Source organism: Lutibacter sp. TH_r2, assembly GCF_033101135.1.
Taxonomy (GTDB): Bacteria; Bacteroidota; Bacteroidia; order Flavobacteriales; family Flavobacteriaceae; genus Lutibacter.
In genome coordinates, this window is the sequence record NZ_JAWMPV010000001.1 from 1,020,677 (window position 1) to 1,034,125 (window position 13,449).

Annotated in this window: 11 protein-coding genes; 5 read left to right on the plus strand and 6 right to left on the minus strand. The window is 29.5% G+C overall.

The annotated features are described in order from the left end of the window. Nucleotides 1-4 precede the first annotated feature (4 nt). A complete protein-coding gene (locus R3X25_RS04240) occupies nt 5-862 on the plus strand; it encodes a DMT family transporter (protein WP_317672171.1) in 858 nt (285 codons plus the stop codon). A gap of 56 nt (nt 863-918) precedes the next feature. Here the strand turns inward: R3X25_RS04240 and R3X25_RS04245 are convergent, their stop codons facing one another. Then, nucleotides 919-1,515 carry a beta-phosphoglucomutase family hydrolase gene (locus tag R3X25_RS04245; protein ID WP_317672173.1) on the minus strand — a complete coding sequence of 199 codons (597 nt, stop codon included), beginning with the start codon at nt 1,513-1,515 and terminating at the stop codon, nt 919-921. 180 nt (nt 1,516-1,695) lie between these two features. On the opposite strand from R3X25_RS04245, the gene R3X25_RS04250 reads away from it, so the two are divergent. Then, nucleotides 1,696-3,255, plus strand: coding sequence for an arylsulfatase (locus R3X25_RS04250; RefSeq protein WP_317672175.1), 1,560 nt, complete (start codon nt 1,696-1,698; stop codon nt 3,253-3,255). 54 nt (nt 3,256-3,309) lie between these two features. On the opposite strand, the gene dprA is transcribed toward R3X25_RS04250, so the two are convergent. Further along, entirely contained in the window at nt 3,310-4,413 is a 1,104-nt protein-coding gene (gene dprA / locus R3X25_RS04255) for a DNA-processing protein DprA (protein ID WP_317672177.1), read from the minus strand. Nucleotides 4,414-4,509: 96 nt separating this feature from the next. Here dprA and R3X25_RS04260 point away from each other — a divergent pair, with 96 nt between their 5' ends. The 3 genes from R3X25_RS04260 (at nt 4,510) to R3X25_RS04270 (ending at nt 8,844) form a co-directional block, all read left to right on the plus strand. Beyond that, entirely contained in the window at nt 4,510-5,442 is a 933-nt protein-coding gene (locus tag R3X25_RS04260) for an SPOR domain-containing protein (RefSeq protein WP_317672180.1), read from the plus strand. A gap of 69 nt (nt 5,443-5,511) precedes the next feature. After that, a complete protein-coding gene (locus tag R3X25_RS04265) occupies nt 5,512-6,018 on the plus strand; it encodes an acyl-CoA thioesterase (protein WP_317672182.1) in 507 nt (168 codons plus the stop codon). Nucleotides 6,019-6,237: 219 nt separating this feature from the next. Then, nucleotides 6,238-8,844, plus strand: coding sequence for a glycoside hydrolase family 3 C-terminal domain-containing protein (locus tag R3X25_RS04270; protein WP_317672184.1), 2,607 nt, complete (start codon nt 6,238-6,240; stop codon nt 8,842-8,844). A 133-nt stretch (nt 8,845-8,977) separates the two neighbouring features. On the opposite strand, the gene R3X25_RS04275 is transcribed toward R3X25_RS04270, so the two are convergent. From R3X25_RS04275 to R3X25_RS04290, 4 genes are read right to left on the minus strand one after another with little or no spacing between them, the layout of a single operon-like run. Beyond that, nucleotides 8,978-10,489 carry a hypothetical protein gene (locus R3X25_RS04275; protein ID WP_317672186.1) on the minus strand — a complete coding sequence of 504 codons (1,512 nt, stop codon included), beginning with the start codon at nt 10,487-10,489 and terminating at the stop codon, nt 8,978-8,980. Between the two features lie 7 nt (nt 10,490-10,496). Further along, nucleotides 10,497-11,714: a murein hydrolase activator EnvC family protein gene (locus tag R3X25_RS04280; RefSeq protein ID WP_317672188.1), complete on the minus strand. Its 1,218-nt coding sequence runs from the start codon at nt 11,712-11,714 to the stop codon at nt 10,497-10,499. Then, a complete protein-coding gene (locus tag R3X25_RS04285; protein WP_317672190.1) occupies nt 11,714-12,487 on the minus strand; it encodes a DUF4292 domain-containing protein in 774 nt (257 codons plus the stop codon). Before R3X25_RS04285 ends, R3X25_RS04280 begins: the two co-directional genes overlap by 1 nt. Continuing rightward, on the minus strand, nt 12,488-13,405 hold the full coding sequence (locus R3X25_RS04290; RefSeq protein WP_317672192.1) for a hypothetical protein: 918 nt from the start codon (nt 13,403-13,405) through the stop codon (nt 12,488-12,490). Between the last annotated feature and the right edge of the window lie 44 nt (nt 13,406-13,449).

Sequence of the window (13,449 nt, forward strand, 5' to 3'; positions counted from 1 at the left end):
ATCAATGAAAAATCAACACTTAAAAAATGTATTAGAAGTAAACTTCGCTATTCTTTTTATTTGCTCATCAGGTGTTTTAGGAAGATCTATAGGTTTAGCTCCTGAAAATACAATTTGGTGGAGATGTTTTTTAGGAGCGCTATTTTTAGGTATTTTTTGTATTTATAAAAAATACGATTTAAAAATCACTTCCAAAAGAGATGCATATTCTCTGCTTATAAGCGGTCTATTTTTAGGTGCCCATTGGATTACTTATTTCTATGCTTTGCACTTATCTAATGTTGCAATTGGAATGTTATCGCTATTTACATACCCAATAATTACTGCTCTTATTGAACCCTTTTTTTTTAAAACACGTTTTAACAAAAATCATATTTTATTAGGTGGATTAGTTTTACTAGGAATTTATTTTTTAACTCCTGAAATGAATTTTAAAAACAACTTTACCAAAGGTGTAATAATGGGAATTATATCAGCTGTATTATTTGCTTTACGAAATATTTTTACAAAAAGAAATCTTTCACATTTTAACGCTTCAAAAGTTATGTTTTACCAAATGGCTATTATTGTATTGTTTTCTTTTCCAGTTTTATTTGGAGACAATCTGCCCATTAAAAGTGAATGGCCTAAATTATTTGCTTTAGGATTAATTACAACTGCAATTGGACATACCATTTTTGTAAACAGTTTTAAGCATTTTTCTATAAGTACTGTAAGTATTATTAGTAGTATGAGTCCTATTTATGGTATTATTTTAGGTATTATTTTTCTTAAAGAATATCCTAAAAACACCACTATAATTGGAGGTTTATTAATTTTAGCAACTGTAATTATTGAAAGTATCCAATCAAGAAAACAATAATATATATAGAATTAAAAGTAAAATTGTTCTCTACTTTTTCAATTAAAAAATAGTTTTTAAACTGTAAATTCAACTTTGTAATAATCATTTACATCTATAACAGACATTCCTATAGCTTCAGCAGCTTGCATTCCTAAAATCCCATCTTCAAAAACCACACAATCTTTTGGGTTTACATTCATTAATTCAGCACACTTTAAAAAAGTTTCCGGATGTGGTTTTGGGTTTATTATATCATCCGATGTAATTACAATTTCAAAATACTTTTGCAGATTTGTTATTTCTAGAGATTGTTTAGCTCCGCTTCTTGTACTTCCTGTTCCAATTGACATTGGTAAAATTCCGTGATACTTTCTTACAACATCTCCAACAATTTTAATTTCTTCAGTTAAATGAGCGACTTCATGAAAATATTCACCTTTATTTTTTCCAACTTCAGCAACATCCATTTTTGTTTCAAACATTTCATTTAACTTTTCAATAGTTGCCCATCTAGACATTCCTGTTAAACTTAAAAACAATTCAGAAGTAAAATCTATTCCATATGGAGATAGAGCTTTTCTCCATGATTTAAAATGATTTTGCATTGTATTAGCCAAAGTGCCATCTAAATCAAATATTAGGCCTTTTACATTTTTAGGGATTTCTATCATTCTAATATTTTAAAATACAAAAATACATATTAAATACTTCTAAACATGAATAACTATAAATTCTTAATCATATCTTAATAACTTTTAAATTTGAATTAAATTGACACAAACCATTTAAAATAAAATTATTACTTTTACAAAATAAAATTAAACGTAAATAATACATTTATAATTTTTAATATGAAATATTTCAATACATTATTCTTAATTATTTTAGCTTCACTTGCTATAAGTTGTAAGGATTCAAAACCAACTGAAGTTAAAGAAACAAAAACACAACCTAACATTGTTGTTATTTATTTAGACGATTTAGGTTATGGAGATTTAAGCTCTTATGGAGCTACTGAAATTAACACGCCAAACATTGATAAACTAGCAAATGGCGGAGTTAAATTCACAAACGGATATGCAACTTCCGCAACGTGTACACCAAGTAGATATGGTTTACTAACTGGTGTTTACCCTTGGAGAAACAAACAGGCAAAAATATTACCTGGTACTGCTCCATTAATTATTTCTACAGAACAAATGACACTTCCAAAAATGTTAAAAACTAAAGGATACCATACAGGTATTGTAGGTAAATGGCATTTAGGATTAGGAAGTGGAATGGTAAACTGGAATGAACGAGTTTCACCTGGTCCAAACGAAGTTGGTTTTGACTATGCATATATTATGGCAGCAACTCAAGATAGAGTTCCAACGGTATACATAGAAAACGGAAATGTTCAAGGTTTAGATCCAAATGATCCAATTGAAGTTAGCTACAAAGAAAATTTTGAAGGTCAACCTACAGGAAAAGACAATCCAGAATTAACAACAATGAAATGGCACCATGGTCACAACAACACAATTGTAAATGGTATCCCAAGAATTGGTTACATGAAAGGTGGTGAAAAAGCAAAATGGACTGATGTAGATATGGCTGATCATTTTTTAAAAGGAGCTCAAGACTATGTTAAAAAACATAAAAATGAACCTTTCTTTTTATATTATGCAATGCAACAACCACATGTTCCAAGAACTCCAAACCCTCTTTTTGTTGGATCAACAACTTTAGGTCCTAGAGGAGATGTGATTGTGGAAGCAGATTGGGCAGTTGGAGAATTTATTAAAACATTAGAAGAAGAAGGCTTATTAGAAAACACACTTATTGTATTTTCAAGTGATAACGGACCAGTATTAAACGATGGTTATTTTGATGATGCTGATACTAAAATTGGAAATCATACTCCTACTGGTGGTTTAAGAGGTGGAAAATACAGTTTATACGATGCTGGTACACATGTTCCATTCTTTACATACTGGAAAGGGAAAATTGAACCATCGGTATCAGACGCATTGGTTTGTCAAGTAGATTTATTATCATCTATTTCAAAATTAGTTGGTAGTGATATTGCTGAAAGTGATAGTGATAGTGAAAATGTATTAGATGCCTTTTTAGGAACAAGTAAAATAGGAAGAAAAGATTTAATATTAGAAGCTACTTCAAGAACAGCTTACCGTAACGGAGATTGGGCTTTAATTCCTCCATACAATGGAAAAAATTACAATAATCAGGTGAATATTGAATTAGGACATGATAACAAAAAATTTCAATTATATAACCTAAAGGAAGATAGAGCACAAAAAAATAATTTAGCCGAATCAAATCCTGAAAAGCTAAAAGAATTAATAGCTGCATTTGAAGCTATTAGAGGAGAAAATTATTCAAAAGTTCAGAAATTAGAATTACACTAATTTAACTCTATATTTAAATTAATAAAAAAGCTGCATTTTTAAATGCAGCTTTTTTTATATAGCTTCAAATAGTTTTCCTGGCAAAGGTTTTACCACACCTTTCATTTCCATACTAAACAAAATTGATGTTGTTTTTTGAATAGGCATTTCACAATTAATTGCAATTATATCCAACAATTCTTTACCGTTTTCAAACAGAAAATCATAAATTAATTGTTCCGTTTCATCTAAATCTACAAACAATTGTTTTTGAATTAGTTTAGGCTCCTCATCTTTTAATTGCCAATTCAACATTTCAATTAAATCTTGTGCTGAATTCAAAATAGCTGCTTTGTTTCTTTTAATTAAATCGTTACAACCTTTACTAAAATTATCAGTTGTTCTACCGGGCACCGCAAACACATCTCTGTTATATGAATTTGCTATATCTGCGGTAACTAAAGAACCACCTTTTTCAGCAGATTCAATTATAATGGTAGCTTCTGAAAGTCCAGCTACAATTCTATTACGTTTTAAAAAATTCTCTCGAATTAATTTATCATTGTGCCAAAAATCAGTAATAAAACCTCCATTCTCACATACTTGATTAACATACTTTAAATGAGATTTTGGGTACATTTCCTCAAATCCATGAGCAATAACTCCAATAGTTTGCATATTATTTTTAAATGCTGCTTTATGCGCACAAATATCAACTCCATAAGCAAAACCGCTAACAATTATTGGATTGTATTCTTTTAAATCTTCAATCAATTTTTCACAAAAAATTCTCCCATAGCTTGTTATTTTCCGAGTTCCAACAATACTTATAATTGGCTGATTTTCGAATTTTATGTTTCCTTTTCTAAAAAGTAGAATTGGAGCATCTATACAATGTTTTAATTTATTTGGATAATTTTCATCTAAAAAATAATTGATTTCAACCTTATTCTTTTGAAGATATTTAAGTTCTTTTTCAGCCTCAATTAAGTTTTTTTTATCAAATAAATGGCGAATAGTAAAAGCACCTATACCATTTATTTTTTCAAGAATTTGTTTTTTTTCATTTAAAACATTTTTTGCATTTCCACAGTGAGAAATTAACTTTTTAGCATTAATATCTCCTATACCTTTTACACGTTGTAACGCCAAAACGTATAGAATTTCTTCTTCAAGCATATTTTAACAATTTGAGTGTCAATATATAAAATTATTGTTAATAATTTTTTTAATAACTCTTTAAAATTAACTTGCTTTTGGCCTATATTTGTTTCGATGACACTAGCCAAATACATAAGCGACCTTTTATACCGTTACGAGTGTGTAATTATTCCAAACTTTGGAGGATTTATTACTAATACTATTTCTGCTAAAGTAAATCACTTTACTCATACTTTTTATGCTCCAAGTAAAGAATTAACTTTTAACTCGCACTTAAAAAATAACGATGGTTTATTAGCTAACTATATTTCAACCTGTCAAAATATTTCTTATGAAAAAGCATTAAGCTTTATTGATCAAGAATTAGACGACTGGAAAACAACTTTGGCTTATGATGAATTAGAACTTGAAAATATAGGATCGTTAAATTTAACCAAAGAAGGCATAATGGTTTTTGAGCCAAATTCTTCAGTTAATTATTTAACATCGTCTTTTGGTTTAAGTTCTTATGTTTCTCCTGCTGTTAAACGTATTACTTATAAAGAAAAGGTAAGAGAATTAGAAACTATTGCACCAGTTATTCCAACTGAAGAAAATAAACGAAAAACACCTGCCTTTATTAAGTATGCAGCTACTGCTGCTATTATTTTTGCATTAGGAACTGTTGGTTGGAACCAATACAACAAAATAGAATATAACAATCTAGTTGCTAAAACTGAACTTGAGCAACAACGTGTTGATAAATCAATTCAAGAAGCTACTTTTGTTATTGAAAATCCATTACCAGCAATAACTTTAAACGTTACTAAAGAAACTCAAAATTATCATATTGTTGCTGGTGCTTTTAGAGAACCCGCAAACGCTGAAAAAAAATTACAACAGTTGATAACTAAAGGGTTTAAAGCTCGAATTTTAGGTGTAAACAAATGGAACTTAACACAGGTTTCTTATGGTAGTTTTGATTCTAGAAACGAAGCTATTAATACCTTAAATAAAATTAAGCGAACCGAATCCAAAGATGCTTGGCTTTTGGTTAAAGCATACTAATTTCACTTCAACATACAATTAATTAAATTTTAATTTATTAGCGCTATCTTTGCCAAAAATTAGAATGCAATGATAAAAACACCCAAAGAATCTTTAACGGTATTAACTGATATTGTATTACCTGGAGAAACCAATCCGTTAGGGAATTTATTTGGTGGAGAGTTATTAGCTAGAATGGATAGAGCTTGTAGTATTGCTGCTAGAAGACATTCTCACAAAATTGTAGTTACTGCAAGTGTAAATCATGTAGCATTCTCAAAGGCTGTTTCAGTTGGTAGCGTTTTAACATTAGAAGCAAAGGTTACAAGAGCCTTTAAATCTTCTATGGAAGTATATGTAGATGTTTGGGTTGAAGACAGAGAATCACAAGATAAAACAAAGGTAAACGAAGGTATTTATACATTTGTAGCGGTTGATGATATGGGACATCCTATTAAAATTCCACAAATTAAACCAGAAACTGAACTTGAAAAAAAACGTTTTGAAGGTGCTTTGCGCAGAAAACAATTGAGCTTAATTTTAGCTGGTAAAATGCTACCCGAAGAAGCTACAGAATTAAAAGCGTTATTTAAATAGTATTCTGTAATACCTACCAAAGTAGGTATCCATTTCAAACACCAAAAAATCAATTTCATTAGTATATAAATCTGCCTTCGCATAAATCAAAATTTTGAGCTTAATTATTCTATTTCTAAGCAAAATATAACCTTGTCCTAATTTTGTCCATACGCTTTTGTAGCTATTTGATTTGTCAAATCCTATTTTTGAAATAGAATTTAACCAATATCAAATTTTATGATACAAAAAGCAATAATTAACAGTTTACTTTTTATATTTATAAGTACTTCTGTTTTAAACGCACAAGTTTGGAAAGATCCAAATGCTAAATTAGATAACCGAGTTGAAAGTTTACTGTCAGAAATGACGCTCGACGAAAAAATTAGTTATTGTGGATCCAGAATTCCAGCCATTGAGCGTTTAGGTATTCCGTATTTTGAATGGTATGGAGAAGCACTTCATGGATTAAAAGCCTGGAACTGTACTCAATTTCCACAAAATATAGCTATGGGTTCAACATGGAATCCAGACTTAATGTTCGATGTTGCTACAGCTATTTCTAATGAAGCTAGAGCCTTAAAAAACAAAGGACAAAAAGAAGTAATGATGTTTTCGCCAACGGTAAATATGGCGCGTGACCCTCGTTGGGGAAGAAACGAAGAGTGTTATAGTGAGGATCCGCATTTAATGTCTGAAATTGCACGTATGTACGTTCGTGGAATGCAAGGAAACGATCCAAAATATGTAAAAACTGTAACTACCGTAAAACATTATGTAGCTAATAATGTGGACAAAAGAAGAGAATTTAGTCACTCGTTAGTAAGAGATGTGGATTTGTACGAGTATTACTTTCCTGCTTACAAAACATGTATTGTTGATGAAGAAGCAACAGGAATTATGACTGGATTAAACGGTGTTAACGGAACTCCATGTTCAGCGCATAATGAGTTGGTAAACGGTGTGTTACGTGAGGAATGGGGATTTAAAGGATATGTAATTGCCGATTGGGCTGCTGTTCAAGGAATAGAAAAGAGAATGCGTTTTGCGAAAACGCAAGAAGAGGCCGCTGCTATGGCCATTAAAGCTGGTGTAGACCAAGAGTGTTTTAGACATAAAACAAAATCAGCTCCATTTGTAAAAGCACTTAAACCTGCCATTGAACAAGGATTGTTAAGCGAAGCGGAATTAGATGTTTCTGTAAAAAGACTTTTAAGACTTCGATTTATGACTGGAGATTTAGATGATCCTTCTCTTGTTCCATATTCAGAAATCCCTTCAAGTGTGCTTGAATGTGAAACACATAAGCAGTTGGCACTGAAAGCTGCCGAGCAATCTATTGTTCTATTGAAAAACAATGATGTATTACCCTTAAAAAAAGATATTGAGAATCTAGCAGTTATTGGTCCGTTTGCAAATCGTTGCTGGTTAGGTATTTATTCGGGTAATCCAAAAAGTAAAGTATCGCCACTAGCGGGAATTGAAAAAAGAGTTAAGGGTGAAGTAGGTTTTGCCGAAGGATGTTCGGTTACTGGAGCCAAAGATGATCAAGACAAAATAGACGAAGCGGTGGCTTTGGCTAAAAATTCAGACACAGTAATTCTTGTTGTTGGTAATGACGAGTCAACAGCAACAGAAACGCTGGATCGTACTTCATTAAAACTTCCTGGAAAACAACACAAATTAATCAAAGCGGTTCAGGCAGTTAATAAAAATGTAATACTTGTGTTAGTACCTAGTGGATCTACTTCTATTGGTTGGGAACAGGAAAATCTTCCAGGAATTATTTGCGCATGGCCTAACGGACAGGAACAAGGAACCGCATTAGCAAATGTTTTATTTGGCGATGTAAATCCAGGAGGTAAACTTAGTACTAGCTGGGTTAAATCGGAGAATGACTTGCCACATTTTCACGATTATAACGTAACAACCTGGAAAGATGATTACGGTCCAGAAGTGGGACGTACCTACATGTATGCAAAAAAGAAACCATTATATCCATTCGGTTTTGGTTTAAGTTATACTCAATTTGAAATTGAGGACATGAAGCTTAACCGAAAAAAAGTAAAAAATGGCCAGGAAATAACTGTTACTGCAACGGTTAAGAACATTGGTGAAATGGATGGAGATGAGATTGTACAAATATATGTTCGTGATCTTGAAGCCAATCATATTGTAGCTACTAAAGCTTTAAAAGGATTTAAAAGATTACATGTGCCAGCAGGTAAGAGTAAAACGGTTTCTATTAAATTACCTTACGAAGCATTTTCTCATTATGATGTAGCAGCGAAGGAATTTAAAGTAGAAGAAGGTGACTTTGAAATTATGATTGGACAATCGAGTGAAAAGATTGTTGCAAGTAAAAATATTTATGTAGAAGAAGGTATAATTCCTCAAATTAAAGTAGGTCAAAAAAGTGGTTACTTTGATTCAAAAGATGAGAATCGTAATAAAAAATGGAACTACCTATATAAAGACGAATCATTTGGAAATAAAAAAAGTAATGAAGGTGAGAATGAAGATTTGGATTGGGTAGAGTATGAAATTGTATTTATTGACCCAGGAGTTTATGTAAGTACATGGGATGCAGAATTGAACTTTGTTGATGCAAGTAAAGAAGCTATTGTTGTCACTTCTATGTCGGGTGTAGAAATTGATACACATACACTTTTAAGCAATCAGCGAACGTTAAAAATCAAGATACCAATTCCACCGGAATATGGTAAGCCAGTTCGCCTTAAAGTAAAAACAGTGAATGGTGAAGTAAAACATAAGTCCATCAAAATTATACCTCCGGGTAATAAAGAGCCTTTTGTTATTACCAAGGTTATTGCAAAGTCTGAATAATATTTTTTACGGTTATTTAACAAGTTAAGGTTTCGTCAACCTGAACTTGTTTCAGGTTCTCATAATAATTGAAGAAAGATTCAATGAGATTCTGAAACAAGTTCAGAATGACGATTCTTTTTTTTATAGATAATTAAATAGAACTGATATAAGTAACTAAATTCTCATCTCTAGTTAAGTTCATTTTTTTTCTTAATCTGTATCTAGCTTTATTAATACTATCAGCAGAAACACCTAAAATATCAGCCATTTCTTTACTAGAAAAATTCAATTTAATTAGAGCACAAAGTTTCAATTCGTTTCTACTTAAATTGTTATGTTTTTTATGAAGTGAATCGTAAAAAGAGTTATTTATTTGTACAAACCTTGCTTCAAATTCTTCCCAATTTTTCTTGGAACTTACATTAATGGTACTTCTTATTTTATTGATAGATTCAACATTTTTGTCTTTCTGAATCTTTTTTAAATCCACTTTAATTTCATCTAACAGTTTATCTTTTTCCATTAACTGCAATGCGGTTAAAGTAAGTTCTTTTTTCTTTAGTTCAATTTCAGATCGAGTACGTTCAGTAATTAGTTCTTTTTCTAAAAGATGTTTCTTTTTTAAAGATGAAATAACAAAAAATGCTGCTGAAATTATTGTAATTAAAAGAATTAACGAAAAAATTAATTGCTGATTTAATTTATCCTTCTTACTTTTTAAAAGCTTTAACTCTTGTTCTTTTTTAATTTTTTGATTTTCAACAATAAGTTTTCTATGAGAATCTTTAATTTCAAAAAGTTGTTTGTTTCTTAAACTTTGACTTCCAAATAAACTATCTCCCAAATGTTTTGATGCTTTCATTTGCTGAAAAGCAATTTTGTGGTTGCCTAAAATAGAATTTAAATTAGATGTTTTTTGCAGCAATTCTACTTTTAACCCAATTCTGGTTTTATGTTCTGAAATAGCAGACAAACTTTTATTAAAATAATATAAAGCTTTACTTTTATTATTCATTTCAACATATAAATCTCCCCACATTGAATATAAAATAGACGCATACGAATGATTTGGTGAAACTTGTTTTGAAATATCAGTTAATATTTTTTCTGACTCTTTATAATTGCCTTGTAAAGTATTTAAATGTGCTTTTTCTGTTAATATGTATAACTTATTTGTTATGGGTGTTTTTATAGAATCAAATATTTGTTCACTAATTTTTAATTCCTTGGAAGCTTCATTGTAATTTTTACTCATTCTATAAGTAATTGCTGCCGAAAAGTGCAAGTTTGCTTGAGAATTTGGAGAAATAAAATTAGATTTTTCAGCATAAAAAAACATGGAATCTATACAAGAAGAAGCTTTTTTATAATTATGAAAAATAGAATAAAGCATTGAAAGTTGCTTGTACGCTTTATACTTTAAAGTTGGATTTTTAATAGAATCTGAAAGGCTTAAAACACTCCATAAATTATCATATGCTTTTGGATAATTGGCAGAACCAGTAAAATCTTTGGCTTCGTTTAATTTGTTTTCTGCAGAATTTATAAGTGAGTCTAATGTTATATTAGAAGTTGTTTTTTTTAACTTATTTTGTGTAGGAAATGCAAGTGAAATATTGCAAACCATAAAACAGATAAACACTATTAGGTTACTTTTTTTCAAAGTATATCTACATTTTATAAATCCAATTAGCTGGATTTTCAGTTTTTAAGTTATTGTTAATCATAAAACTTAAAATAGTTTTTCCCGTAACTTTATCGGTAAAAATAGAACCTATTTGTTGTTTTGTTTTTACTTTTTGCCCTTTAGAAACGGTAACATTTTCAAGATTTTTATATACCGAAATATAATTTCCATGCTGAATAAGAACCGTTTTTTTATTACCACTCATTAGTTGAACGGCCAAAACAGTTCCTTCAAATACAGCTCTTGCTTTACTTCCTTTATTTGTGGTAATTCTAACACCGTTACTTTGAATAGTTAATGTTTTTACAACTGGATGTGGTTGTTTTCCATAATACGTAGAAACATATCCTTTTTCAACTGGCCAAGGTAATTTGCCTTTATTTGAAGTAAATTTAGTTGCTAATGCTCTTGCTTCAGCAGTTAATGCAAATGAAGATGATGAAGTAGTTCCCGCTTTTTTATTGGAAGCAGCAATTGCCGCTCTAATTAATCTATCTATTTGAGCATTAATTCTTTTTTCTTCTTTAATAAAACCTTGTATCTGTTTTTTATACTTATTTTCTTTCTGCTTTACTTGACTTAACAAGCCTTCTTGTGATTTTTTATCCTTCTCAATTAAGTTTTGCTCACTTTGTTTTTCAGAAAGCAATTGCTGTTTTAAATCTTTTTTAATTTGAAGTGAATCCGTTAAAACTTGTAAATCATATGTTTTTTTAGCAATCTCTTCACCTTGTTTTTTTCTATATGAATTGTATTGTTTCATATATTGAAAACGCTTGTATGCTTGCGTAAAACTTTTGGAAGACAGTAAAAACATAACTCTACTATTTTGAGATTTACTTTTGTATGATTTGTATATCATATCTCCGTAATCCTTTTTTAAGTCTACTAATTCACGTTTAAATTTATTGATATCAAGCTGATTCAAATAGATCTCATTAGATAATTCTTTAGATTCACTTGAAATGGTAGAAATTATTTCTTCACTAATTTTAATCTTATCCTTAATATCGTTTAATTCACCTAATAAGTTTTGTTCTTTGCGTTTAGCATTTGAAAGTAGTGCATTTATATATACTTTATCCTTTTGAAGCTGTTTTCTACGAGCTTCTAAAACTTGACGTTTGCTTTTTTGAGCCGATGTTGGCACCGCCATAAAAATTGCAAAAATGAAGAAAAAATAGGTGAGTTTTAAACGCATTATTTTAAAGTAATTTCTTTATAACCATTAGGAATTTCAAATGGGAATGTGAGTTCTTTATTAAACTCAACCGATTTGTATTCAATATTTATAGTTGTTAAATCTTTATTATCAATAGCTCTAATATCAATCTTTTTTGGAAATTGCTCACCTTCAATTAAATTATAAATTGGGTATGAAACCGATAGTAATTGCTTTTCTTTTGGGTTGTTAATTTCCTGTTTATTTACTTTAAAATTTTCAGGATTTAAAAAGAAAAGAATACCGAACAAATCGTTATCTTTTTTAGGTTTTACTTCATATAAATTGTTTTCTATAGAAGAAATATATTTCCCTTTTCTCAAGTTCATAACCGCTTGGCCTAATAAAATATTTTGAACTTTTTCATAATCTAATTCAGTACCTAACCAATTACTTAACAACGTAAAATCTCCATCAAAATAGGTTTTACTTAATTTTTCGTAATAGCTTACTCTTGTTGGTGTAATTTTTACTTTTGCTAATGGAATTCCAAATTTTGTTGCGCTTAACCAAATAGTTTTATCTTTTTCTAAACGCAATCTTACACTAACAGTTGCAGAGGCTTTTTTACCTTTGTATTTAGCATTAATTTTTGCGTAAATTGTTTTTTGGTTAAATGAATTATTATAATGATTGCTAATAATTTTTTTTGTTGCAATAGTACTTATACCAGCGTTTGTAACGTTTTTTTGCGTTTTACAAGCTGATAATGTAATAATTAATAGTGCTATTATGTATTTTTTAAACTTCATTTAAATACCTTTTCTTAAAGCTTCTGCTTTTTTCTTATAACTTAAAGCCTTGCTAGTTTCATTTAAATTTTGATAACTTAAAGCAAACAAATCACAAAACTCTGCTTCGAGCTTATTATTGTCAAACACAAAATCAATGCCAATTGTTAAAACGGCAATAGCTTCATTATATTTTCCTAATTTATTTAAAGCATAACCGTTCAATTTGTATAAAACTGGTTGCGCTGGATATAATTCAATTCCTAATTTAGAATCTTTATCTAAAAATTCAAAAGTTTCAAGTTCAATTTCTTTATTCAAAAGCTTTAATAATACTTGATAATCTTTGTTTTTATTAAATTCTTCTCTTAAACTTTCTAACGATGTATTATTTGAATTAGTAGTTGCCTCTACTGTTTTATTTTGAATAGGGTTTTTTATTCTTTCAATATAAATTTTAAAACTTTTTATTCGTCTAGATGATAACGCTTTATTCTCTATTTCTGTAATTAATTTTTCAGCTTGGTCTAATTGCTTATTTTGTATATAAAGTAACACCAATTCATCAGCATATTTAAAATCTAGTTGGTTAATTTTTTCCTGAATTTCAATTGCGTCAACATAATTTCGCTGTTTTTTATAAATTTCAACCTTATGAGCTAATAAATAATTATTATTAGGTTCTTTTTCTATTGCTTTATTTATAAACAGTTCAGCTTCGTTAAAGTTTCGGAGAAAATAATAATTTTTTGAAAATTCAAATTCAACCGATAAATCACTTGGATAAATTTCATAACATTTTTCCAAACTTTCAATAGCTTTGGAATAATTTTTAATAGATTTTTGTTTTAATGCTTCAAAAAAATATTCTTGAAATTTTAGATAATTCTGTTCCTCAATAACTATTTGTTTTTCAGCAGCAATAGAATCAACTGCCATTTCTTGAGCTAACAATAAGTGGCTGAAACCTAAAAGGAAACAAA

What these genes read in the sequence shown, in the direction of transcription:
- R3X25_RS04240 (WP_317672171.1), top strand. Translation starts at nt 5, where the DNA reads ATGAAAAATCAACACTTAAAAAATGTATTAGAAGTAAACTTCGCTATT.
- R3X25_RS04245 (WP_317672173.1), bottom strand. Translation starts at nt 1,515, where the DNA reads ATGATAGAAATCCCTAAAAATGTAAAAGGCCTAATATTTGATTTAGAT.
- R3X25_RS04250 (WP_317672175.1), top strand. Translation starts at nt 1,696, where the DNA reads ATGAAATATTTCAATACATTATTCTTAATTATTTTAGCTTCACTTGCT.
- dprA (WP_317672177.1), bottom strand. Translation starts at nt 4,413, where the DNA reads ATGCTTGAAGAAGAAATTCTATACGTTTTGGCGTTACAACGTGTAAAA.
- R3X25_RS04260 (WP_317672180.1), top strand. Translation starts at nt 4,510, where the DNA reads ATGACACTAGCCAAATACATAAGCGACCTTTTATACCGTTACGAGTGT.
- R3X25_RS04265 (WP_317672182.1), top strand. Translation starts at nt 5,512, where the DNA reads ATGATAAAAACACCCAAAGAATCTTTAACGGTATTAACTGATATTGTA.
- R3X25_RS04270 (WP_317672184.1), top strand. Translation starts at nt 6,238, where the DNA reads ATGATACAAAAAGCAATAATTAACAGTTTACTTTTTATATTTATAAGT.
- R3X25_RS04280 (WP_317672188.1), bottom strand. Translation starts at nt 11,714, where the DNA reads ATGCGTTTAAAACTCACCTATTTTTTCTTCATTTTTGCAATTTTTATG.
- R3X25_RS04285 (WP_317672190.1), bottom strand. Translation starts at nt 12,487, where the DNA reads ATGAAGTTTAAAAAATACATAATAGCACTATTAATTATTACATTATCA.
- R3X25_RS04290 (WP_317672192.1), bottom strand. Translation starts at nt 13,405, where the DNA reads ATGGCAGTTGATTCTATTGCTGCTGAAAAACAAATAGTTATTGAGGAA.